The organism is Pseudomonas lyxosi, assembly GCF_047758685.1.
Taxonomy (GTDB): domain Bacteria; phylum Pseudomonadota; class Gammaproteobacteria; order Pseudomonadales; family Pseudomonadaceae; genus Aquipseudomonas; species Aquipseudomonas lyxosi.
In genome coordinates, this window is sequence record NZ_CP180481.1 from 726,996 (window position 1) to 749,508 (window position 22,513).

A 22,513-nucleotide genomic window follows, 5' to 3' on the forward strand; every position below is an offset into this window, starting at 1 on the left:
CCAGCAGGCCGAGGCCTCGGATAAGTGCTGTCACAGGGCTTTCCATTCCAGCGGCAACCATTGCCAGTGGCCGTCAGGTTCGCTGCCTTCCGGCAAGGTCAGGGCGTATTTGCCGTAGCCGCCGAGCTTGCGCAGTTTGGGGATCAGGTAGGTTTGCGCGGCGTTGTAGAACACCGGTTCCATGTCCTGCGGCAAGCTGTCGAGGGTTTCCTGTTGCATCAGTTGCGCCATCGAATCCGGGCCGAAGTAGACCGGCATCAGCAAATCTTTTGGTACCACGTCGGCCATCGGCGGGAAGCGTTTGTCGAGGGTGCCGAGGGCCTTGTCCACGAGCTTGTCGTCGAGGGAGAACAGCAGTGTCGAACCGTGGCGCGCCAGGCTGACTTTCATGAACGCCTTGCCGGTGATCGCGTCCGGGTTCTCGGCATCCTTGGCCTTGTAAGGACCGAAGTTGGAGCTGACCTGACGCTGCCACTGATGGGATTGGCCTTCCTGTTTTTCCACGACCAGGAATGCGTGTTCTTCGACGTTGCCTTCGTAGGCACCGACCATCGAGCCGAACAGGTTGCCCAAGTCGCCGTCGAGTTTGGCGCTGTCATCATCGTTCAGGCTGGCCACCAACAGCGGCGTGTACAACCGCGAATCGGCGTACCAGCACAGGCCGGCGGCACCGGCCATGTGTTCGGTCAGGGCCTGGGCCACCGACTCTTCGGCGCCAAGTTTCACCAGCAGCGGTTTTTGTTGTTCGGCAGCGAGGGGTAAGGCGACGCAGGCACTGGCGCCCATCGGCATGGCTTGCCAGATCGGCTTGAAATCGAAGTCCGGCTGGTCGTCCAGTTCGTCCATGGCGAGGAAGCTGTGCCAGCCCTTGTCGTCCATATCGAAACGCAGCCCGGCGAAGTTCGGGATAAAGCGCTGATAACCCATGGCCAGGACGCTGGAATTCACCGAGAGGCGTTGTTTCACTTCAGGGGCGCGGGGTGGCAGGCCGAAGGCTTCGGGGAACAGTTTCTGGCCGCCGAGCAGTGCTTCCAGCGACTCAGTCGACACCATGCCGGGTTCGTCGACCGGACCGTGGCCGGCCTCATACAGCTTGGCAGGGTTGGACAGCACAACCAGTTTGTCGCCATGAGAGGCGAACAGCAGCGCCTTGCTATGGTTGTAGGTGAGTTGATAAAGCGGCACCACATCACCGCCGACCTTGATTTCACTGAGCTGGGTCAGCTGCGAATCATCCAGCGCCACTTTCGCCAGCGGCTCCAGCACCTTGGCCAGTCCACCGCGATCCATCACCAACAAAAAGTCTTTCAGGCGACCATCCGCCCCACGCCACAGCGCCACATCCGCCGGCTGATCAAAAAGCTGCTCGATCAAACTGTCCTGCAACTTCAGGTCATGCTCGTAAATGATCCGCCGCAAACTGCCGATCAAACCGAGGCGATCGGCATGCGCTTCGTAATAGAAGACGAAATCTTCGGTCAGGGTTTCCTTGAGGAACGGCACCGCCAGCAAGTCCTTGGGCAACTGGCTCAAGGAATGGGTTTCGAGCAGACCGTCCGGCCGGCTCATGCCCAGTTTGTCGCTGACCAACGCCGCCGGGGGTGCCTTGGGTTTGTGCATGAACCAACCCAACCCGGCCGCGACACCGGCCACCAGGACCAGCCCGACCAGCAGCGCCGGCCAGCGACGAGGAGTTTTGGCTGCAGGCGTTTCGGCGGCCGGAGAAACAGTGTTATCGCTCATGTTCACAAAACCCGATGTCATCCGTGGAGCGGGATGCTTAATAGTTGAAAGTCTTGACCAGCAGCAGGTCACCGATGGCCCGCAGGGGTACGATGAAGGTCTCGCGTTTTTCGTCGACGGTGTTTTCGTTGAGCACCAGGTTGATCTGCGAGGTGATCACCTCGTTCTGGTTGCTGGTCTCATCGAAGTTATAGCCGCCACTGCCGAAGTTGCCCCAATAGTTCACGTAAACCAGATAGGTGCCATGCATCGGCGCGGTCATGGTGAACATTTCCGGGCCGGGGCCATCGACGCCGTCCGGGTCCAGACCGCCGCCGTTGCTCATCGCCGGGCGAGCCCAGAACGCATGCTGGCCGTCGGGGGTAATGATGTGCAGATCGAGTTCGGCTTTCGGGTCATCCCAGCCCAACACCACGCGAATCCGCGCCGGGGTGCGCAGGTTGTTGGCTTCATAGAATTGAACGCGCTTGAGCGATTGGCCTTCGGAGCTGCGCACTTCGACGCTGTTGGAGCCAGCGCCAAACGCATACGGCCGGGCGAAACGCCCCTGATCGTCGGTATACAGATTCAGCGGGTTGCCGTTGACCGCCAGGGTGTGCGGCCCTCGCTGAGTGCCGATGGCCTTGAGCTGGCCCTGGATCATGGTGCGATTGCGCTGCACACCGCGATCGATGGGTGGCGTGGGATAGGCGACTTGAGGATTTTCACTGCGGTCCAGCAGGCCGGAATAACGCCAGCCACCCACCGGCTCCGACACCTCGGCCGAAGGCTCGGCCAACGCCGCGGTCGCGCAGACGAGCCCCATCAGCAATAGAAGAAATGAACGCATGTGACGCCTCCTGCCATGCATAACGAAACCTTGCGCCCGATCCTCGGCGCGTTACAGATCCAAAAACTGCGTTTCGTCAGAAAGCCCCGTGACTATCGGGCCCTTGAAGGCGCGAAGATTAGCCATTCGGCGGTTTTTTAACAATCGGATACCTCTACATTTGCGGTGGGAATCACGCTGGCAGGTGGACGGTGAGCCGAATAGGCGTCATATTCGGCTCACCATATGAGCCGAATAACGTTTTTATTCGGCTCACCCACTCCAAGAGCACCGAGTTCATGGCACCTCACTGGATCTGGCAACAGCCCGATTGGCCGAATTTCAACTGGCAAGCAGAGCGGTTGGGGCCGCATTTGCGCGAGTGTGTCCAAGCACAAGGGCGATTGATGGGCATGGCTAGCTCAGTGGGCAGTTCGCTGAGCGCTCAAAGCGAACTGGATGCGCTGTTGCAGAACATCGTGACCTCATCCGCCATTGAGGGTGAGCAGCTGAATGTAGGCTCGGTTCGCTCGTCATTGGCGCGACGGCTGGGCCTGGAGCTGGTCGATGGCAATAATGTCAGCCAGCGCAGTGAAGGGTTGGCGCAATTGATGCTCGACGCCACCCAGCATTTCGCTGAACCGCTGACGCTGGAGCGACTACTCGATTGGCACGAATGGCTGTTTCCCGAGCAAGAGACCGATCTCGCTGCCCGGCCGATCCGTGTCGGCGCGTTACGCGGCGATGATCCGATGCAAGTGGTTTCCGGGCGTCTCGACAGACCCACCGTTCACTTCGAAGCTCCGCCTCGTCAGGGCCTTGAGCGACAGCTCGACACCTTCCTCACCTGGTTTACCGCCAGCCGAAATCAGGCGGGGCTCGATCCATTGCTGCGGGCCGGCATCGCGCACTTCTGGTTTGTCACTCTGCACCCTTTCGACGATGGCAACGGGCGCCTGACGCGAACGATCACCGATCTGGCATTGGCTCAGGGCGAAGACCAAGCCATCCGTTTCTATGCCATGTCGGCGAGCATTCTCGAAGACCGGTCCGGCTATTATCGAGTGCTCGAAACCTGCCAGAAAGCCACACTGGATATCACCGAGTGGCTGGAATGGTTTCTGCAAACCCTGCTGCGCAGCTTGCAACAGGCCATGGTTCGGATCGAAAGCGTGCTGGGCAAGGCGCGTTTCTGGCAGACGCACCGGGAATCAGAGCTTTCAACCGAGCAAACCAAGGTGCTGAACCGTTTGCTCGATGGTGGGGAGCGAGGTTTCTCGAAGGGCATCAGTGCGGCGCAGTATCAGGCTGTGGCGAAGGTATCCAAAGCTACCGCAACCCGTCATTTGGCCGAGTTGTTGGAAAAAGGATTCCTCATACGTCTGCCCGGCGGCGGGCGCAGTACTCGATACCAGATCAACTACTCCGATGTCTCACCACTTTAATTGAACCAAACCGCGATCTGTAGCAGCTGGCGAAGCCTGCGTTCGGCTGCGCAGCAGTCGTCAATCCTGCTGCGCGGTATACCTGATGTACCGTGCGCTCTGGTTTTACGACTGCTGCGCAGCCGAACGCAGGCTTCGCCAGCTGCTACATAGAGTGTGTTGCTGCTGAAACCAATGGCCGAAATGCCCCGCTCATTTGCCCATAACCCCCATGTCTGCTAGTGTCGCGCCGGTTTAACGTCAACCGGAAATAGCCGCCATGGCCCGCAAAAAAGCTGCACTGGATTTCGAACAATCTCTCGCTGACCTGCAAACGCTGGTGGAGCGTCTGGAGAACGGCGAATTGTCGCTGGAAGACTCGCTGACGGCTTTCGAGCAAGGCATCGGTCTGACCCGCGATTGCCAGGCGGCGCTGGCCCAGGCCGAGCAAAAGGTTCAGGTGCTGCTCGAGCGTGATGGCGAGCTGGCCGAGGAACCCTTCGAAGCGGATCAGCCAGAATGATTGCAGCGTATTCGGCGACCAGCCAGGCCCGCGTCAATGCTGCACTGGAAACCCTGTTCAACGCGCCGAGCCCTGAGCTCGCGCGTCTGTACGAGGCCATGCGCTACAGCGTGATGAATGGCGGCAAACGGGTCCGCCCGCTGCTGGCCTACGCCGCGTGCGAAGCGCTGGGCGGCAAGGCCGAGCACGCCAACGGCGCGGCTTGCGCGGTGGAGCTGATTCACGCTTATTCCCTGGTGCATGACGATTTGCCGGCCATGGACGACGACGATCTGCGTCGCGGCCAGCCGACCACTCACAAAAAATTCGATGAAGCCTGCGCGATTCTGGCCGGTGACGGTTTGCAGAGCCTGGCCTTCAGCGCCCTGCTCGACCCGCGCCTGAGCACGTCGGACGCTGAAATCCGCCTGCAAATGGTCAGTGCTCTCGCATTGGCCGCAGGCCCGGCAGGTATGGTCGGCGGTCAGGCCATCGACCTCGGTTCGGTCGGTCTGAAACTCGATCAAAAAGCCCTCGAAACCATGCACAGGCACAAGACCGGCGCGCTGATCGAAGTCAGCGTCAAGCTCGGCGCCCTGGCCAGTGGTCGCGCCGAAAAAGACGAACTGAAGTCTTTGCAGACTTATGCACAGGCCATTGGCCTGGCATTCCAGGTGCAGGACGACATTCTCGACGTCGAAAGCGATACCGAAACCCTCGGCAAACGCCAGGGCGCCGACATCGCACGCGACAAGCCAACCTACCCGGCCCTGCTCGGTCTCGACGCTGCCAAGGCCTACGCCCTGGAACTGCGCGATCAAGCCCTGCATGCGCTGCGACCGTTTGACGCGGCGGCCGAGCCGTTGCGCGACCTGGCCCGTTATATCGTCGATCGGCGCAGCTGACGGCGTATCCGCCAAAAAATACCAACGCGTGGGCAGGGGGCGATGCATCAGGTAAACTGCCGCATCTTTTATACCTATAACGATTCGCCTGATGCCCACGACGTTTCATGAGATTCCCCGCAAGCGCCCGACCACGCCCCTGCTCGACCGTGCCAACACGCCGGACGGCCTGCGCCGGTTAGGCGAAGCCGAGCTGGAAACCCTGGCCGATGAGTTGCGCCTGGAATTGCTCTACACGGTCGGTCAGACCGGCGGGCATTTCGGTGCCGGCCTGGGCGTCATCGAGCTGACTATCGCGTTGCATTACGTCTTCGACACCCCGGACGACCGGCTGGTATGGGACGTGGGTCATCAGGCCTATCCGCACAAAATCCTCACCGGCCGTCGCGAGCGCATGGGCACCCTGCGCCAGAAGGACGGTGTCGCAGCCTTCCCGCGTCGTTCCGAGAGCGAGTACGACACCTTTGGCGTCGGCCACTCCAGCACCTCGATCAGCGCAGCGCTGGGCATGGCCATTGCCGCCCGCCTGCAAAACAGTGATCGCAAGGCGATTGCCGTGATCGGCGATGGCGCACTGACCGCCGGCATGGCCTTCGAGGCGCTGAACCATGCGCCGGAAGTGAACGCCAACATGCTGGTGATCCTCAACGACAACGACATGTCGATCTCGCGCAACGTCGGCGGGCTGTCGAACTATCTGGCGAAAATCCTTTCCAGCCGCACTTACGCGAGCATGCGTGAAGGCAGCAAAAAGGTCCTGTCGCGCCTGCCCGGCGCCTGGGAAATCGCCCGTCGCACCGAAGAATACGCAAAAGGCATGCTGGTCCCCGGCACGCTGTTTGAAGAGCTGGGCTGGAACTACATCGGCCCGATCGATGGCCACGACCTGCCGACCCTGATCGCCACCCTGCGCAACATGCGCGATCTCAAAGGTCCGCAGTTCCTGCACGTCGTCACCAAGAAAGGCAAGGGCTTCGCCCCGGCGGAAGTTGACCCGATCGGTTACCACGCGATCACCAAACTCGAACCGCTGGATGCTCCGGCCGCCGCGCCGAAGAAAGCCGGCGGGCCGAAGTATTCCGGTGTGTTCGGTGAATGGCTATGCGACATGGCCGCGTCTGATCCGCGTTTGGTGGGCATCACCCCCGCAATGAAAGAAGGCTCTGATCTGGTGGCCTTCAGCGAGCGTTTCCCGCTGCGCTATTTCGATGTGGCGATTGCCGAACAACACGCCGTGACCCTCGCTGCCGGCATGGCCTGCGAAGGCGCGAAGCCGGTGGTGGCGATTTATTCGACGTTCCTGCAACGTGGCTACGATCAACTGATCCATGACGTCGCGGTGCAAAACCTCGACGTACTGTTCGCCATCGACCGCGCGGGCCTGGTAGGCGAAGACGGCCCGACTCACGCGGGCAGCTTCGATCTGTCGTTCCTGCGCTGCATCCCCGGCATGCTGGTGATGACCCCGAGCGACGAAAACGAACTGCGCAAAATGCTCACGACCGGCCACCTGTTCAACGGCCCGGCGGCGGTGCGTTATCCGCGCGGCTCTGGCCCGAACGCAACGATCGAGAAAAACCTCGAACCGATCGAAATCGGCAAGGGTGTGGTTCGTCGCCAGGGCAGCAAAGTCGCCCTGCTGGTGTTCGGCGTGCAACTGGCCGAGGCGCTGAAAGTCGCCGAGACGCTGGATGCGACTGTGGTCGACATGCGTTTCGTCAAACCGCTCGATGAAGCACTGGTTCGCGACATCGCCGGCAGCCACGAGCTACTGGTGACCATCGAAGAGAACGCGATCATGGGCGGTGCCGGTGGCGCAGTCAGCGAGTTTCTCGCCCGCGAAAACATCCTCAAGTCAATGCTGCACCTGGGCTTGCCGGACAGTTACGTCGAGCACGCCAAGCCTGCGCAAATGCTGGCCGAGTGCGGGCTGGATGAGGCCGGGATCGAAGCTTCGGTGCGTGAGCGCCTGCAACTGCTGAACATCTAAAGACACATACAAAACCCTGTGGGAGCGAGCTTGCTCGCGATAGCGGTCTGACAGTCGACATATTCGTTGACTGACACACCGTCATCGCGAGCAAGCTCGCTCCCACATTGATTTTCATGCCTATCAAAAATGTATTTCGCTCCCAAGTTAATGGACTGCCCGTGAAACTCTCCCCCCTCGCCCTGACGCTGACCCTGCTGCCGGCCGGCCAACTGCTGGCCGACACCTTCGAACGCGATCAGGCCCTGAAGCTTCCCGACGTGCTGATCAGCGCCAACCGTCAGGTCGAAGCGCGCAATGACAGCAGTGCCGCCAACACCGTGTTCACCCGCGAAGACATCGATCGTCTGCAACCGAGCAGTGTCACTGACTTGCTGCGTCGTGTGCCGGGTGTGCAGGTCGGACAAACCGGCGGGCGCGGGAGTCTGCCGGGGATTTACATTCGGGGCACCAAATCAGCCCAAAGTCTGGTGCTGGTCGACGGCCAGCGCATCGGCAACTCCACCTCCGGCGACAGCAACCTGCAACACATCAACATCGAACAGGTCGAGCGCGTGGAAGTGTTGCGTGGTTCCCGCTCGGTGATTTATGGCAGCGATGCGATTGGCGGGGTGATCCAGATCTTCACTCGTCGCAGCGGCGAGCAAGGCCTGCAACCGCGAATGCACGTGGGCTTTGGCAGCAACCAGACCTGGGAACGCAGCCTCGGGCTGTCCGACGGCGACGAGCAGACCCGATTCAATCTCGGCGCCAGCCTCGATGAAACCGCCGGAATCAATCGCACCCGCGAGTCGTATCCCAGCGATGGCGACCATGACGAATACCGCAACAAATCGATGAGCTTGAGCCTGAGTCACGCCCTCACCGATGACCTCGAAATCGGTGCCAACCTGCTGGATAACCGTGGCAAAAGTGAGTTCGACAATCCGTTCGGCCGCTTCGACATGGACACGTTCGAGTCAGTCCAGCAGCAGCCCTACAGCGAATTCGCGGTGAGCAGCGTCAGTAGTTACGTCGATGCGCGTATCAATGACCTGTGGAAAACCCGCATCGAGTTCGGCCACAGCGAAAACCGCGAGAAGACGCTCGACAAGCTCAGCGCTGAGCGCAGTGTGTTCAACACGTATCGCGACTCGCTGAACTGGCAGAACGACCTGACCCTCGACGAGCGCAACAGCCTGATCCTCGGCGGCGACTGGTACGAGGACCGGATCAACAGCAGCACGCCATTCGACGAGGACAGCCGCTGGAACCGTGCTGCGTTCATTCAACATCATTACCAGGCGGACAGCTTCTCCACCGAGCTGGGCCTGCGCCGGGACCAGAACCAGCAGTTCGGCGGCCAGAACAGCTGGAGCGGCACCTTCACCCTGCCGCTGAATCCGGACAACGATGTGCTGCTGACCTACAGCGAAGGTTTCCGCGCGCCGACGTTCAATGACCTGTATTACCCCGATTTCAGTAATCCGGATCTGAAACCCGAAACGTCGAAAAGCTACGAGCTGCAATGGCGCAGTCAACTGACCGACACCGCTCGCCTGGAAGCTTCTCTGTACCGTACAGACCTGGAAGACGCGATTATTTTCGGTAGTAACTCACGGCCGCAGAACGTGGCCTCGGCGAGGATCAACGGGTTCGAAGCGGCATTGAAACAGGAACTGTTCGGCTGGCAGAGCAACCTCGGCGTCGCGATCATCGACCCGCGCGATCGTGACAGCGGTCACACCCTGGCTCGTCGCGCGCGGCGGACGTTGAGTCTGGATCTGGATCGGCAGTTTGACCGGCTAGGACTCGGCGCCAGTTGGCAGGCCGTGAGCAGCAGCTATGACGATGAGAACAATCAGCAGCCGTTGGGCGGGTACGCGTTGCTGGGGCTGCGCAGCAGTTGGGAATTGAATCGCGAGATCAAGCTTGAGCTGAAGGTCGATAACTTGCTGGACAAGGGTTACAGCCGGGCGCTGTACAGCCATGACGGCAGTCAGTATGGGTATCGCGAGGAAGGTCGGGCGTGGATGTTTGGGGTGACCTGGACGCCGGAGCTCTGACCTGAAAACTGTGGTGTTTGAACTGACCTCTTCGCGAGCAAGCCCGCTCCCACATTAAATCGGGTTCAGACATACAGTTTTTTGCACGACACAGATCCAATGTGGGAGCGGGCTTGCTCGCGAAGCAGGCACCTCGGTCTCAGCGATCAGGCGCAATCAACTGGCACAACTTCGCCGTCGCTTCGATCATCTGCCCGCTCGGCCGCTCCAACCCCTTATCCGTTACCAACAGCAAGTGCCCCTGTGCCACTGCTGCAACCTGCGGCCAGGCTTTCCACGCATCGAGTTGCACCTGATCGCTGGCCAGAATCACTTCTGGATTACGCTGCAATACCGCCTCAATACTGACCTGTGGCGCCGGCAGGGCCAGGTCGGCAAACACATTGCGCGCCCCGCACACTTCAAGCGCATCGCTGATGATCTGCCCGCCGCCAACGGTGTACAGCGGCCGATCCCAGACCTGATAAAACACCCGCAATGGCACATCCCGACGATACCGCTGACGCAACGAATCCAGTCGCTGACGCAACTTTTCAGCCAATGAAACGCCACGCTCCGGACGGCCGAGCTGCGAGGCAATCGCCTCAATCTGCGATGTGAGTTGTTCGAGGTTGTGGGGTTCAGCAACGTAGGTCGGGAGGTTCAACCGCTTGAGCTGTTCACGCTGGGCCGGGCCAACGCTGCCGGGCCAGAGCAACAACAGATCAGGCTTGAGACTGAGCAGCTGCTCCATGTCCAGCTGGCCATAGCGGCCAACCGAAGGCAGATCTTTGAGCTCGGCAGGACGCTCACCGGCATCCAGCACACCCGCCAGCAGGTCGGCTGAACCCAGCTCAACAACGATTTCAGAGAGCGATGGCGCGAGGCTGACAACGCGTTCGACCGCAGCCGCCGGGCCACTGACGGCCAGCAGCAAAACCGCCAGCCAGACGGGTCGCATCAGCCGAGTTGACGCGGGATACGGTAGAGGTAAAACAACACCAGGGTCGACAGCGACAGCAGCATCAACGGCACGGCTTCGAGGCCGACGAATACCGCCAGCGCGCCGATCCAGGCTGGCAGGCCGGCAGCCAGGAACGCCGTGCGACGCTTGGCAGCCAGGACGATCCAGGCAGCAGGTTCTTCAGGGGTGTCGAGGGCTTTTTGAGTGGCGATCAACGCGTGCTTGTAGCCGCCAAAGAATTTCAGACTGACAAACATCGACGCCACACCGGCGATGAACAGCGGCATCGCCAGCACCGGCAGGATCGCCTCGCTCTGGCCAAACACGCCATTGATCACGAACAGCGGTACCAAGGCCAGCGCCAGGTATTGCCACCAAATGACGGACAGTCGCCGCCGAACCTGACCGCGGGTCACGCCCGGTCAGCCTCACCCTGGTGCTCGTTGCCCATCATGTGGTCGAGCTTGCTGGCCTTGGTGGCCAGGTAGAGTTTGTTGTGCGGATTGTGGCCAGTGTGCAGCGGCACGCGCTCGGCGACCACGATGCCCATGTCGGTCAAGGCTTTGACCTTGCGTGGGTTATTCGTCATCAAACGCAGGGACTTCACGCCCAGGTGCTCCAGCATCGGCAGGCACATGGCGTAGTCGCGCTGGTCGGCGGCAAAGCCCAGACGTTCGTTGGCTTCAACGGTATCGGCGCCGCCATCCTGCAATTCATAGGCGCGGATCTTGTTCAGCAGGCCAATGCCACGGCCCTCTTGACGCAAGTACAGCAACACGCCACGGCCTTCACGGGCGATGGCCTGCAAGGCGGCCTCGAGCTGCGAGCCGCAGTCGCAACGCTGGCTGAACAAGGCATCGCCGGTCAGGCATTCGGAGTGCAACCGGCCGAGTACCGGGGCACCGTCAACGAACTCACCCAGGCTCAGCACAACGTGCTCGCGCCCGTTTTCTTCATCGAGAAAGCCGTGCATGGTGAATTGCGCAAAAGGCGTTGGCAGCTTGGAAGCGGCGACAAAAACGACAGGCACCGGTGTGCTCCTGATCAATAAGTACTGGAGATTCGCAGACGCGGCATTGTAACAGCACGTTCCGACAGACGCTTAGGCTGAATTATGGGGCATAACAATCAAAAAGTTAGATCACTGGCGCCTAAGGCCCAGCCTACGCACGCCCTGTAGCAGCTGGCGAAGCCTGCGTTCGGCGGCGAAGCCGTCGTGAAACCTGCCGACTTGGTCAGTCTGATACACCGCGGTGCCTGAATTTACGACGGCTTCGCCGCCGAACGCAGGCTTCGCCAGCTGCTACAGGGTTCGCGCTTAGTTTGAGTCGAATGGATAAGGTTGTTTCCAGCGTTCGAAAATCGGTTTCAACTGGCCGCTTTTCACCAACACTTCCATGCGTTGATCGAACAGCGCCATCAGTATCCGGGCCTTGGGGGTCTTGGCAAAGCACAGATACAGCGGTAATTCCGCGATGTGGGTACGACGGAACTGCGACGGATCCTTGGCCCACCTGAGGACATAGTCGACCTCGGTCAGCGCGTCGATGTAAAAGTCGGCGCGGTTGCGAGTCAACATCGACAAAATTCCAGTACGCCGCATGACTTCGTTATAGCGGCGTACGTTGGGCAGGTAATCCTGATAATCGTAGCCGCGGACCCAGGCCAGTCGATAGTTGCCCAGGGTTTCCGGGGTCGGCGCGGGGTTGCTGGCCAGGCCCAAGGCATAGATGTGATCGGTATCGAAGTTCCAGTGCGGATAGAGCAGATCGCTGGACTCATCAAGATAGGAGCCGACACAGGCATCCACTTCGCCGCGCTGGGCCAGGCCCATGGAGCGGACGTAGGGTTCGCTGCGGATGTCCAGTTTGACGCCTGCCGGCTCGAAGACTTCCCGCAACACGTCCCAGCCCAGACCGTGGCCATCGGCGGCGGTGTAGTCTTCCCAGTCTTCGCTGGCCAGATGAATCACCGACGGCGTTGTGCCCTCGTCACTCGCCCGGGCGAGCGAGCAAAACATCGCGAAAATCATCACAGCCAACCAGCGTCGAGCCATCCCTAGTCCCCTGTTTTGCCCGTCAGGCAAAAATCCATACCAGCCCCTGCATCGCCAACCACGCAAACACCCCGGCCAATACGTCATCGAGCATGATCCCGACGCCGCCATGCACATGCCGGTCGATCCAGCGAATCGGCCACGGCTTGAGGATGTCGAAGAAGCGGAACATCAAAAAACCCGCCAGCAACCAGTACCAACCTTCCGGCACCAGCCACAAGGTGATCCACATCCCGACCATTTCATCCCAGACGATGCCTTCGTGGTCGTGCACCCGCAAATCGTCGGCGACCTTGCCGCACAGCCAGAAGCCAAACAGCATGGTGATGCCGAGCATCAGCCAGTAGCCCCAATCGGGCAGCATCTGCCACAACGGGATAAAGGGTAGCGCAACTAACGAACCCCAGGTGCCCGGTGCTTTTGGCAAGGTGCCCGAGCCGAAGCCGAACGCCAGGAAATGCCACGGATTGCGCCAGACCGAAGGCGGTACGAATTCCGCCGGGACCTGTTTGGGATGATCTGTCACGGTGTCTCCCGAAAATGTTGATAGCCCCGGGCTTGCGGGGTGATGTCTTGTCCATCGGCGTCCAGCAGAACCACGCCCTGCCCCATCACAACACGGCCGACCACATGGATCGGCCAGCCATCGGCCACCAGTTTCGGCAACTCGACGGACGGCAAGGTAAAGGCCAGCACGTAATCATCACCGCCGCTCAGGGCCGCGACTTCTGCACCCGATTGGCCGAGGAAGGCGACCAAAGCTTTCGACAATGGCAGCGTGTCCCGGTCAACCTGAATGCCGACCTTTGACGCGAGAGCAATATGCCCGCAGTCCGCGAGCAGGCCGTCGGAGATGTCCAGCGCCGAGGTGGCTTTGCCGCGTAGCGCCTGGCCCAATGCGAGTTGCGGCTGCGGCGACCAATAATGCGCCAGCAGCGGATCGGCGATGGCGGCTTCAGTCGTCCGCTGGCCGAGCACCAGCGGCAATGCCCCCGCCGCGTTGCCAAGCTCACCGCCAACGCACAGCAAATCGCCTGGCTGCGCACCGCTGCGGGTCAACGCCTGACCGGTCGGCACACGCCCAAACACAGTCATCGTCAGGCTCAATGGCCCACGGCTGGTATCACCGCCTACCAGCGCCACACCGCAGCTCTGCGCCATGGTGTTCAAACCACGGGCGTAGGCGTCCAGCCAATCGGCGGTCACCGTCGGCAAGGTCAGGGCAAGGGTAAAGGCAACGGGAGTGGCGCCCATGGCAGCCAGATCGCTGACGGCCACGGCCAGCGAGCGCTGACCGAGCAGAAACGGGTCGCAAGGATCTGCGAAATGCACACCGGCAACCAGTGTGTCGGTGGAAATCGCCAACTGCTCCCCGGGGGGAACAGCCAGCAAGGCGCAGTCATCGCCGATCCCGAGGGCAACGCCTTCGCCGCCCTGCGCACAAGGCGCGGCGGCGAAGAAATTGCGGATCAGCTCAAACTCACCCATAGCGATTGCAAGCGCCGATTAGCGCTTGAACGCCTTCACTTCAGCTTCACGCAGACGCGGGGCCAGCTTGTCGAGTACACCGTTGACGAACTTGTGGCCGTCGGTGGAACCGAAGACTTTCGCCAGCTCGATACCTTCGTTGATCACAACGCGGTACGGCACGTCGACGCGCTTGAGCAGTTCCCAGGTCGACAGACGCAGAACGGCCAGTTCAACCGGGTCCAGCTCTTCGATGGTGATGTCCAGGCACGGCGTCAGTGCAGCGTCGATCTCAGGCTTGTGAGCCGGAACGCCGTGCAGGATGTCGTGAAAGTAAGCGGCATCGACATCGCTGAAATCGTTATCGACCCGAAACTGCGCTTCGATCTCGTTCAAAGATTGCTTGGCCATGTGCCATTGGTACAGCGCCTGAGTCGCGAGCTGACGGGCTTCGCGACGCTTGACGCTTTTCGATGGCTTGCCGGCATCCGCAGGCTTTGGATCGCGCGGGTTGAAACGATCGCTTTCGTCGCTAATCACTTGGCCTCCAACTGCGCCAGCAGGCTGACCATTTCCAGAGCGGACAGGGCAGCTTCAGCACCTTTGTTGCCGGCCTTGGTGCCGGAACGTTCGATGGCTTGCTCGATGGAATCAACGGTCAGCACGCCAAATGCGACTGGAACGCCGAACTCCATGGACACCTGGGCCAGGCCCTTGGTGCATTCGCCAGCCACGTATTCGAAGTGCGGAGTACCGCCACGAATGACCGCGCCCAGGGCGATGATTGCCGCGTATTCGCCCTTCTGAGCGACTTTCTGCGCAACCAGCGGGATTTCGAAGGCGCCAGGTGCGCGGATGATGGTGATGTCGCTTTCGCTCACGCCGTGGCGAACCAGGGCATCAACTGCACCGCTGACCAGGCTTTCAACGACGAAGCTGTTGAAACGGCCTACTACCAAAGCGTAGCGGCCTTTAGGGGCGATGAAGGTACCTTCGATGGTCTTCAGGGTCATTCGTTAGATCTCTTAAAGAGCCGGGACGCGTTTTCTACGCGTCCCTCAGTGATGTGTTAACCGCGAATCAAGGACTGGAAACAACCGGTCATTATTCGGAGGGCACGTATTCTACAACTTCCAGATCGAAACCGGATATCGCATTAAATTTCATTGGCGCACTCATCAGGCGCATTTTGCGCACGCCCAGGTCCCGGAGGATCTGCGAACCGGCACCGACGATGCTGTAGGTGGTCGGTTTTTTCGCCGGAGCGTGCTCCGCGGTTTCGCGGATGTGCGCCAGCAACACGTCGCCATCGAGCGGGTGACCGAGCAACAGCACGACACCGCTGCCAGCCTCGGCAACCGCAGCCATCGCGGCGCGCAGGCTCCAGCGGCCAGGCTGCTTGACCATCAACAGGTCGCGCAGCGGGTCCATGTTGTGCACCCGAACCAGGGTCGGCTCTTCGGCGCACACGGTGCCCAGGGTCAGGGCCATGTGCACGTCGCCTTCCACGGAATCACGATAGGTCACCAGGTTGAATTGGCCCAGTTCGCTGTCCAGCGGCTGCTCGGCAATCCGCTGAACGGTACGTTCGTGAATCATCCGGTAGTGAATAAGGTCAGCGATGGTGCCGATCTTGATGTTGTGTTCGGCGGCAAACGCTTCCAGTTCCGCGCGGCGGGACATGGTGCCGTCGTCGTTCATCACTTCGCAGATCACGCCGCTCGGCTCGAAACCGGCCATGCGCGCCAGGTCGCACGCCGCTTCGGTGTGGCCGGCGCGAGCGAGAGTGCCGCCAGCCTGGGCCATCAGCGGGAAGATGTGGCCGGGGCTGACGATGTCTTCAGCCTTGGCGTCTTTCGCGGCAGCGGCCTGCACGGTACGCGCACGGTCGGCGGCGGAAATGCCGGTGGTCACGCCGGTGGCTGCTTCGATGGACACGGTGAACTTGGTGCCGAAGCCGGAACCGTTGCGCGGCGCCATCAGAGGCAGCTTCAGCAGTTCGCAGCGCTCGCGGCTCATCGGCATGCAGATCAGGCCACGGGCGTGCTTGGCCATGAAGTTGATGTGTTCAGGCTGGCAGCACTCGGCGGCCATGATCAGGTCGCCTTCGTTCTCGCGGTCTTCGTCATCCATGAGGATGACCATCTTGCCTTGGCGGATGTCTTCAACCAGTTCTTCGATGCTATTGAGCGCCACAAGGCACCCCCTTGGGTCAGGATTTGAGGTAGCCGTTGGCGGCCAGAAAGCTTTCGGTAATGTTCCCGGATTTTGTCGGCTCTGCGGCCTTGTCGCCCAACAACAGGCGCTCCAGATAACGTGCCAGCAAGTCGACTTCAAGATTCACCCGGCGACCTGGCTGGTAAGACGCCATGATGGTTTCGCTCAGGGTATGCGGAATGATCGTCAGCAGGAACTCGGCGCCATCGACCGCGTTCACGGTCAGGCTGGTGCCGTCGACGGTGATCGAGCCTTTATGGGCGATGTACTTGGCCAGTTCTTTCGGCGCGCGGATGCGGAACTCCACAGCGCGAGCATTCTCGGTACGGGCAACCACTTCGCCCACGCCATCGACGTGCCCGCTGACCAGATGCCCGCCGAGGCGAGTGGTCGGGGTCAGGGCTTTTTCCAGGTTGACCGGGCTGCCGCTTTTGAGGTCGTTCATCGCGGTGCAGTCGAGGGTTTCGCGACTGACGTCCGCCGCAAAGCCGTTGCCCGGCAATTCAACCGCGGTCAGGCACACGCCGTTGACCGCGATGCTGTCGCCCAGTTTGACGTCGCTCAGGTCGAGCTTGCCGGTTTCTACGTGTACCCGCACATCTCCGCCTTTTGGGGTCAATGCACGAATACTGCCGATGGATTCGATGATGCCGGTAAACATGGAGTCCTCCTCGAGAACAGGGCCGTCGCGTGGCGCAGGCCCGGAATTATACGCTCGCCGCTGGCGAAGGAATGGCGATGACTCGCCAGTCATCGCCAACCGCGCGAATTTCGATGATTTTGAGTTCAGGCGCATCCTTCATTTGCGCGAGCGGCCAATCCAGCAGCGGGCGCGCAGACGAACCTAAAAACTTGCCAGCGATGAAAATCTGAAACTCGTCCACCAGCCCTTGCTGAGCGAAAGCCCCGGCCAGACGCGGCCCCGCTTCGACCAACACTTCGTTGACCCCGCGATTGGCCAGTTCGACCAGCAGTTTGCGCAGGTCGACCAAGCCATCCTCGCCCGCCACAATCAAGCACTCAGGGCCATGGGCGTATTGCTCTTCGATCGCCATGCACGTGGCGACCAGCGCCGGGCCCGCCTTGAAGAACGGCGCGTCCAGCGGCACGCGCAGGCGGCCGTCGATCAGCACGCGAAGCGGCGGACGGCTCATGGCCAGGGCCGTTTGCTCAGGATCCAGGCCCAACTCATCGGCACGCACAGTGAGACGGGCGTTGTCTGCCAGCACCGTGTCGGCGCCGGTCAGCACTACGCTGGCCTGAGCGCGCAGGCGTTGTACCGCCGAACGCGCCGCAGGACCGGTGATCCATTGGCTTTCGCCGCTTTCCATCGCCGTGCGACCGTCGAGGCTCATGGCCAACTTGACCCGCACGAACGGCAAGCCGTGTTCCATGCGCTTGAGGAAACCTTCATTAAGCTTTCGTGCTTCGCCTTCCAGCACGCCGCTTTCGGTAGCGATGCCGGCCTGGGCCAGGCGCTGCATGCCACGACCGGCAACCGACGGATTCGGGTCTTGCATCGCCGCGACGACTCGAGCCACACCCGCATGTACCAGCGCATCGGCGCAGGGCGGCGTCCGTCCGTGGTGGCTGCAAGGTTCGAGGGTCACGTAAGCGGTGGCGCCTCGAGCCTTATCACCGGCGGCGCGCAGGGCGTGGACTTCGGCGTGGGGTTCGCCGGTGCGCACGTGCCAGCCTTCGCCGACAATTTGCCCGTCACGCACGATCAAGCAGCCAACCCGAGGGTTGGGGTGCGTCGTGTAATGACCTTTGCGCGCCAGTTCCAGGGCACGGGCCATGTAATGGGCGTCGAGGATGGCTTGTTCGGAAGAGGTGGTCATTCTTTCACCGGCTCTCTGGCCAGGCGATCGATCTCTTCGCGGAACTCGTTGAGGTCCTGGAAGCGCCGATACACGGAGGCGAAACGAATGTAGGCGACTTCGTCGAGCTTTTGCAGCTCGGCCATCACCAGTTCACCGACGACAAGGGATTTAACCTCTCGCTCACCGGTGGCGCGCAGTTTGTGTTTGATGTGCACCAGCGACGATTCCAGGCGCTCGACACTCACCGGGCGCTTCTCCAGCGCACGCTGCATGCCGGCGCGGAGTTTTTCTTCGTCGAACGGCTGGCGGCTGCCGTCGGTTTTGATCAGGCGCGGCAACACCAGTTCAGCCGTCTCGAACGTCGTGAAACGCTCGCCGCAGGCCAGGCATTCGCGCCGGCGGCGCACCTGTTCGCCCTCGGCGACCAGACGCGAGTCGATGACCTTGGTGTCGTTGGCACCGCAGAAGGGACAGTGCATGGTGGCAGGCAACAAAAAAAGGGAGGGCCATGGTAGCGCATCCCCGTGGCAAGACAAGCCATAGGGTTTGCGGTATACAGACGGGCTATAGAGCTAGATCCATGGATTTCACCTTGCTGGAGCCGAAAATGTCCCTAAGACCGCTCGTTTTGCTCAGTCTTTTCAGCCTGCTGGTGGCCTGCAGCAGCGATGCGCCCAAGCCCCAGCCGCCGACGCCAGGCCCCGCGCCACAACAGGCACAGAAGAAAGCCAGGGAATCGGCCAACCTCGGCCCGCTGCCCGCTTATCAGCGTGAATTGAGCGGCACCCTGCAAGGCGTGCCGGCCGGTGCCGAAGTCGAACTGGCGCTGCTGGTGATCGACGACAAGGACCGCCCGCAACAATTGCTGGCCAGTTCCAGCCTGATCGGCACCAATCAGATTCTGCCGTTTCACCTGCGTTTCAACCCGGAATCCTTCCCGGTCGGTGCCCGCGTTGAACTGCGGGGCCGCGCCAGCCAGTCCGGCCAGTTGATTTTGCATCTGCCGTCGCAAGTCATCAGCCAGCCAACGACGCAAGTGCTGGGTCAGCTGCAATTCGTCAAAGCGCCATGATTGCACCGCTCGACCTGCAACAGGCGTTAGGCGAACTGCTCGGTGATGCGCAGCTTGTGCCTGTCGCATTGCCGGACACCGATCTGAAGCTTTGGCTGATCGACGGAGACAACATGGACCGCGCGTTCAGCCCGGAAGAAACCCGGCGGATTCTGCATGAGCCGCCTTATTGGAGTTTCTGCTGGGCCAGTGGCCTGGCGGTTGCCCGCTATCTCGCCGAATTCCCCGAGTGGGTCATAGGCAAACGGGTGCTGGATTTCGGTGCCGGTTCCGGGGTGGCGGGGATTGCGGCGGTGAAGGCCGGAGCGCTGGAAGTGGTGGCCTGTGATCTCGATCCGCTGGCGATTGCCGCGTGCCGGGCGAATGCCGAACTCAATGACGTACACCTCAACTACTCGACAGATTTTTTCGCCGAAGCGGATCGCTTTGATCTGATTCTGGTGGCCGACGTGCTGTACGACCGGGCGAATCTGCCGTTGCTCGATGAATTCCTGAGTCGCGGCCAGCAAGCCCTGGTGGCCGATTCGCGCGTGAGGGATTTTCGCCACCCGTTATATCAACGCATCGAGATGCTGGAAGCGATGACCTTGCCCGATCTGGCCGAACCCGAAGAGTTTCGGCATGTGAGCCTCTACCACGCGCGGCGCGGCTAGCCTGATCGTTCCCACGCTCCAGCGTGGGAATGCAGCCCGGGACGCTCCGCGTCCCTTGTCGCCGCGTGACGCAGAGCGTCACAAGAGGCATTCCCACGCAGAGCGTGGGAACGATCGGTACTCTGGCTTCCGGCCACCCCCTACCAAGCCGTATAGTTGCTCCATTCACGCTTCCAAGAGATCCCCCATGAGTCAGGAAACGCCGTACATCTTCGACGCCACGACTGCCGATTTCGAGCAGTCGGTGATCGAGAACTCATTCCACAAACCGGTGCTGGTGGATTTCTGGGCCGAATGGTGTGCGCCGTGCAAGGCGTTGATGCCGATGCTGCAAACCATCGCCGAGAGCTATCAGGGCGAGTTGCTGCTGGCCAAGGTCAACTGCGACGTCGAGCCGGACATCGTTTCGCGCTTCGGCATTCGCAGCCTGCCGACGGTGGTGCTGTTCAAGGACGGTCAGCCGGTGGATGGTTTTGCCGGTGCACAGCCGGAATCCGCCGTGCGCGCCATGCTCGAACCTCACGTGCAAATGCCGCCACCGGCTGCTGCCGATCCGTTCGAACAGGCTCAGGCGCTGTTTGATGACAACCGCTTTGCCGACGCCGAAGCCACCCTGAAAGTGCTGCTGGGCGAAGACAACACCAATGCCAAGGCGCTGATTCTCTACGCCCGCTGCCTCACCGAACGTGGCGAGCTGGGTGAAGCGCAAATCGTGCTCGACGCGGTCAAGAGCGACGAGCACAAGGCCGCCCTCGCCGGCGCCAAGGCGCAGATCCAGTTCCTCGGCCAGGCCAAGGATTTGCCGGATGCGGCAGACCTGAAAGCACGCCTGGCAAAAAATCCGCAGGACGATGAAGCGGTTTATCAGTTGGCGATCCAGCAACTGGCCCGTCAGCAGTACGACGCGGCTCTGGATGCGTTGCTCAAGCTGTTCGTGCGCAATCGCAGCTACAACGAAGGCTTGCCGCACAAGACCTTGCTGCAGGTGTTCGAACTGCTGGGCAACGATCACCCGCTGGTGACCATGTACCGCCGCAAGTTGTTTGCTGCGCTTTATTGAAAGATCTTTGCGATTTACTCGATCCAACTGTAGAGCGGCGTATCTCCGCCGCTCGTCACCTTCACACCCGAGCAATGGCGCAAACGCACCAGCAACCGCTTGCCCGACACCGCGCTGCCGGTCAGCCCTTCCAACTGATCCAGCAGATCCGGCCCGCTCAATTGCCCGGCCTTGCGCAGCAAATCCTTGGCGATCTGCCACAGCGCATCATCCTGATTGATCGGTTTTGCCGGTGCAGCACTGGCCTCCGGTTTCACCACCTGCAACTGCGCACCGAGCCGTGCCCAGTCGCCGTCATCCATCTCCAGCGTCAAATCCACCGGCCAGTCGCCGATGCTTCCGCGTATACGCAACATAAGTCTGCTCCTGCACATTTCTGACTTGCATGCTCCCATGGGACTTGTGCAACGCCAAGCAGGCGGTCAAACTCTCGCCACTTACGTTATAAGATTACATTACAAATTCTTCATTTTACTTTTCGGAGACCCGCCATGCGCCGTCTGCTTCTTGCTCTGCCGTTTGCCCTGTTGCCGCTGGCCGTCGCCCACGCCGCTGATGAACACGACCATGAGCACGGCAGCCTCGGCGCCCACGAACATGGTGTCGGTCGCCTGAACGCAGCGCTGGACGGTCAGACCCTGGAGCTGGAACTGGAAAGCCCGGCGATGAACCTGGTGGGTTTCGAACACGCCGCCACCACCGACGCCGACAAGGCCAAAGTCGCCGCCGTTCGTGCGCAGCTTGAGAAACCGCTGGTGCTGTTCAACCTGCCGAAAGCCGCTGGCTGCGTGGTTGCGACTCAGGAACTGGAAAGTCCGTTGTTCGGCGACAAGCCCGATGCCGATGATGATCACGATGAAGAGGCCAAGGACGGGCATCACCATGACCACAGCGAAATCCATGCTCATTACCAGTTCAGCTGCTCGGCACCGGGCGCGCTGAAAAACCTGGACTTGGCGAACATCTTCAACACCTTCCCGGCGACCCAGAAGATTCAGGTACAACTGATCAGCCCGAGCGGGCAGCAAGGGGTCGAAGTGACGGCCAAGGCAGCCGCCCTGAAATTCTGACATTCTCATAGAAATTGGCTCACATGACCCAAGCACTCATCGAACTGTCCGACCTGGGCTTCAGCTGGCCCGGTCATCCGCCGCTGCTGGATATCCCGGCGTTTCGCCTTATGCCTGGCGAAACCCTGTTCCTTAAAGGCCCCAGCGGTAGCGGCAAGACCACCCTGCTCGGTCTGCTCGGCGGTGTGCAGAAGCCCGATCGCGGCAGCATCCGATTGCTGGGCCAGGAGCTGACCGAACTCTCAGCCGGCGCTCGCGACCACTTCCGGGTCGATCACACCGGCTACATCTTCCAGCAGTTCAACTTGCTGCCGTTTCTCTCGGTGCGCGAGAACGTTGAGTTGCCCTGCCACTTTTCCAAACTGCGCGCGGAACGGGCGATCCAGCGTCACGGCAGCGTCGATCAGGCGGCGGCCACCCTTCTCGCCCACTTGGGTTTGAAGGATCAAAACCTGCTCAGCCGTCGCGCCGATTCACTGTCCATTGGTCAGCAGCAACGGGTGGCCGCTGCGCGCGCGTTGATCGGTCAGCCGGAACTGGTGATCGCCGACGAACCGACTTCAGCCCTGGATTACGACGCCCGCGAGAACTTCCTTCGCTTGCTGTTCGCCGAATGCCGCGAAGCCGGATCGAGCCTGTTATTCGTCAGCCATGACCAAAGCCTCGCGCCGCTGTTCGATCGCCACTTGTCGCTGGCCGATCTCAATCGCGCCGCCACTCCGTCCGAGGTCTGAG

General features: G+C 61.0%; 25 protein-coding genes. 10 read left to right on the plus strand and 15 right to left on the minus strand.

The window, feature by feature from the left end; genetic code table 11:
* Positions 1-30: 30 nt before the first annotated feature.
* Both ACMXYI_RS03460 and ACMXYI_RS03465 read right to left on the minus strand, forming a co-directional pair.
* Positions 31-1,743 carry a DUF2138 domain-containing protein gene (locus tag ACMXYI_RS03460; protein WP_415771679.1) on the minus strand — a complete coding sequence of 571 codons (1,713 nt, stop codon included), beginning with the start codon at positions 1,741-1,743 and terminating at the stop codon, positions 31-33.
* Between the two features lie 37 nt (positions 1,744-1,780).
* On the minus strand, positions 1,781-2,572 hold the full coding sequence (locus ACMXYI_RS03465) for a YfaP family protein (RefSeq protein WP_046047362.1): 792 nt from the start codon (positions 2,570-2,572) through the stop codon (positions 1,781-1,783).
* Positions 2,573-2,850: 278 nt separating this feature from the next.
* On the opposite strand from ACMXYI_RS03465, the gene ACMXYI_RS03470 reads away from it, so the two are divergent.
* From ACMXYI_RS03470 to ACMXYI_RS03490, 5 genes are all read left to right on the plus strand, one after another.
* A complete protein-coding gene (locus ACMXYI_RS03470) occupies positions 2,851-3,996 on the plus strand; it encodes a Fic family protein (protein ID WP_415771680.1) in 1,146 nt (381 codons plus the stop codon).
* 259 nt (positions 3,997-4,255) lie between these two features.
* Entirely contained in the window at positions 4,256-4,498 is a 243-nt protein-coding gene (locus tag ACMXYI_RS03475; protein WP_056743654.1) for an exodeoxyribonuclease VII small subunit, read from the plus strand.
* Positions 4,495-5,382: a (2E,6E)-farnesyl diphosphate synthase gene (gene ispA, locus ACMXYI_RS03480; RefSeq protein WP_415771681.1), complete on the plus strand. Its 888-nt coding sequence runs from the start codon at positions 4,495-4,497 to the stop codon at positions 5,380-5,382. Before ACMXYI_RS03475 ends, ispA begins: the two co-directional genes overlap by 4 nt.
* A 91-nt stretch (positions 5,383-5,473) precedes the next feature.
* Positions 5,474-7,372, plus strand: coding sequence for a 1-deoxy-D-xylulose-5-phosphate synthase (gene dxs / locus ACMXYI_RS03485; RefSeq protein WP_415771682.1), 1,899 nt, complete (start codon positions 5,474-5,476; stop codon positions 7,370-7,372).
* 161 nt (positions 7,373-7,533) lie between these two features.
* Positions 7,534-9,417 (plus strand): TonB-dependent receptor domain-containing protein, encoded by a 1,884-nt coding sequence (locus ACMXYI_RS03490; RefSeq protein ID WP_415771684.1) that lies wholly within the window; start codon positions 7,534-7,536, stop codon positions 9,415-9,417.
* 139 nt (positions 9,418-9,556) lie between these two features.
* On the opposite strand, the gene ACMXYI_RS03495 is transcribed toward ACMXYI_RS03490, so the two are convergent.
* The 12 genes from ACMXYI_RS03495 to nrdR all read right to left on the minus strand — a co-directional run bounded on the left by ACMXYI_RS03495 (position 9,557) and on the right by nrdR (position 18,402).
* Positions 9,557-10,357: a cobalamin-binding protein gene (locus tag ACMXYI_RS03495; RefSeq protein WP_415771685.1), complete on the minus strand. Its 801-nt coding sequence runs from the start codon at positions 10,355-10,357 to the stop codon at positions 9,557-9,559.
* On the minus strand, positions 10,357-10,776 hold the full coding sequence (locus ACMXYI_RS03500) for an MFS transporter (protein WP_415771686.1): 420 nt from the start codon (positions 10,774-10,776) through the stop codon (positions 10,357-10,359). The genes ACMXYI_RS03495 and ACMXYI_RS03500 overlap by 1 nt, the downstream gene beginning before the upstream one ends.
* Positions 10,773-11,390 (minus strand): GTP cyclohydrolase II, encoded by a 618-nt coding sequence (gene ribA / locus ACMXYI_RS03505; RefSeq protein ID WP_033059420.1) that lies wholly within the window; start codon positions 11,388-11,390, stop codon positions 10,773-10,775. The genes ACMXYI_RS03500 and ribA overlap by 4 nt, the downstream gene beginning before the upstream one ends.
* 288 nt (positions 11,391-11,678) lie before the next feature.
* Positions 11,679-12,416 carry a substrate-binding periplasmic protein gene (locus ACMXYI_RS03510; protein WP_415771688.1) on the minus strand — a complete coding sequence of 246 codons (738 nt, stop codon included), beginning with the start codon at positions 12,414-12,416 and terminating at the stop codon, positions 11,679-11,681.
* Positions 12,417-12,438: 22 nt separating this feature from the next.
* Positions 12,439-12,942 (minus strand): phosphatidylglycerophosphatase A family protein, encoded by a 504-nt coding sequence (locus tag ACMXYI_RS03515; RefSeq protein ID WP_003228639.1) that lies wholly within the window; start codon positions 12,940-12,942, stop codon positions 12,439-12,441.
* Positions 12,939-13,904 carry a thiamine-phosphate kinase gene (gene thiL, locus ACMXYI_RS03520; protein WP_415771690.1) on the minus strand — a complete coding sequence of 322 codons (966 nt, stop codon included), beginning with the start codon at positions 13,902-13,904 and terminating at the stop codon, positions 12,939-12,941. The genes ACMXYI_RS03515 and thiL overlap by 4 nt, the downstream gene beginning before the upstream one ends.
* Positions 13,905-13,922: 18 nt before the next feature.
* A complete protein-coding gene (gene nusB / locus ACMXYI_RS03525) occupies positions 13,923-14,423 on the minus strand; it encodes a transcription antitermination factor NusB (RefSeq protein WP_008153530.1) in 501 nt (166 codons plus the stop codon).
* On the minus strand, positions 14,420-14,896 hold the full coding sequence (gene ribH / locus ACMXYI_RS03530) for a 6,7-dimethyl-8-ribityllumazine synthase (protein ID WP_003185938.1): 477 nt from the start codon (positions 14,894-14,896) through the stop codon (positions 14,420-14,422). The genes nusB and ribH overlap by 4 nt, the downstream gene beginning before the upstream one ends.
* Before the next feature lie 91 nt (positions 14,897-14,987).
* The gene (ribBA, locus tag ACMXYI_RS03535; protein ID WP_403102729.1) at positions 14,988-16,079 is read right to left on the minus strand and encodes a bifunctional 3,4-dihydroxy-2-butanone-4-phosphate synthase/GTP cyclohydrolase II; all 1,092 of its coding nucleotides are present in this window, start codon (positions 16,077-16,079) and stop codon (positions 14,988-14,990) included.
* Between the two features lie 16 nt (positions 16,080-16,095).
* Positions 16,096-16,761, minus strand: coding sequence for a riboflavin synthase (locus ACMXYI_RS03540; protein WP_090179336.1), 666 nt, complete (start codon positions 16,759-16,761; stop codon positions 16,096-16,098).
* A 46-nt stretch (positions 16,762-16,807) separates the two neighbouring features.
* A complete protein-coding gene (gene ribD, locus ACMXYI_RS03545) occupies positions 16,808-17,941 on the minus strand; it encodes a bifunctional diaminohydroxyphosphoribosylaminopyrimidine deaminase/5-amino-6-(5-phosphoribosylamino)uracil reductase RibD (RefSeq protein ID WP_415771693.1) in 1,134 nt (377 codons plus the stop codon).
* A complete protein-coding gene (gene nrdR, locus ACMXYI_RS03550) occupies positions 17,938-18,402 on the minus strand; it encodes a transcriptional regulator NrdR (protein WP_003228656.1) in 465 nt (154 codons plus the stop codon). Before nrdR ends, ribD begins: the two co-directional genes overlap by 4 nt.
* A 128-nt stretch (positions 18,403-18,530) precedes the next feature.
* On the opposite strand from nrdR, the gene ACMXYI_RS03555 reads away from it, so the two are divergent.
* The 3 genes from ACMXYI_RS03555 (at position 18,531) to trxA (ending at position 20,708) form a co-directional block, all read left to right on the plus strand.
* The gene (locus ACMXYI_RS03555; protein WP_283184638.1) at positions 18,531-18,995 is read left to right on the plus strand and encodes a YbaY family lipoprotein; all 465 of its coding nucleotides are present in this window, start codon (positions 18,531-18,533) and stop codon (positions 18,993-18,995) included.
* Entirely contained in the window at positions 18,992-19,648 is a 657-nt protein-coding gene (locus ACMXYI_RS03560; RefSeq protein WP_415771695.1) for a class I SAM-dependent methyltransferase, read from the plus strand. The genes ACMXYI_RS03555 and ACMXYI_RS03560 overlap by 4 nt, the downstream gene beginning before the upstream one ends.
* Positions 19,649-19,835: 187 nt before the next feature.
* On the plus strand, positions 19,836-20,708 hold the full coding sequence (gene trxA, locus ACMXYI_RS03565; protein WP_415771697.1) for a thioredoxin: 873 nt from the start codon (positions 19,836-19,838) through the stop codon (positions 20,706-20,708).
* Positions 20,709-20,722: 14 nt separating this feature from the next.
* Here trxA and ACMXYI_RS03570 read toward each other — a convergent pair whose 3' ends face one another.
* Entirely contained in the window at positions 20,723-21,064 is a 342-nt protein-coding gene (locus tag ACMXYI_RS03570) for a hypothetical protein (RefSeq protein ID WP_415771699.1), read from the minus strand.
* A gap of 135 nt (positions 21,065-21,199) precedes the next feature.
* Between ACMXYI_RS03570 and ACMXYI_RS03575 the strand changes: the two genes are divergently transcribed.
* Together ACMXYI_RS03575 and ACMXYI_RS03580 are read left to right on the plus strand one after the other, a co-directional pair.
* Positions 21,200-21,778 carry a DUF2796 domain-containing protein gene (locus ACMXYI_RS03575; protein WP_415771701.1) on the plus strand — a complete coding sequence of 193 codons (579 nt, stop codon included), beginning with the start codon at positions 21,200-21,202 and terminating at the stop codon, positions 21,776-21,778.
* Between the two features lie 23 nt (positions 21,779-21,801).
* Positions 21,802-22,512, plus strand: a complete 711-nt coding sequence (locus ACMXYI_RS03580) for an ABC transporter ATP-binding protein (RefSeq protein ID WP_415771703.1) — start codon at positions 21,802-21,804, stop codon at positions 22,510-22,512.
* Position 22,513: the final 1 nt, after the last annotated feature.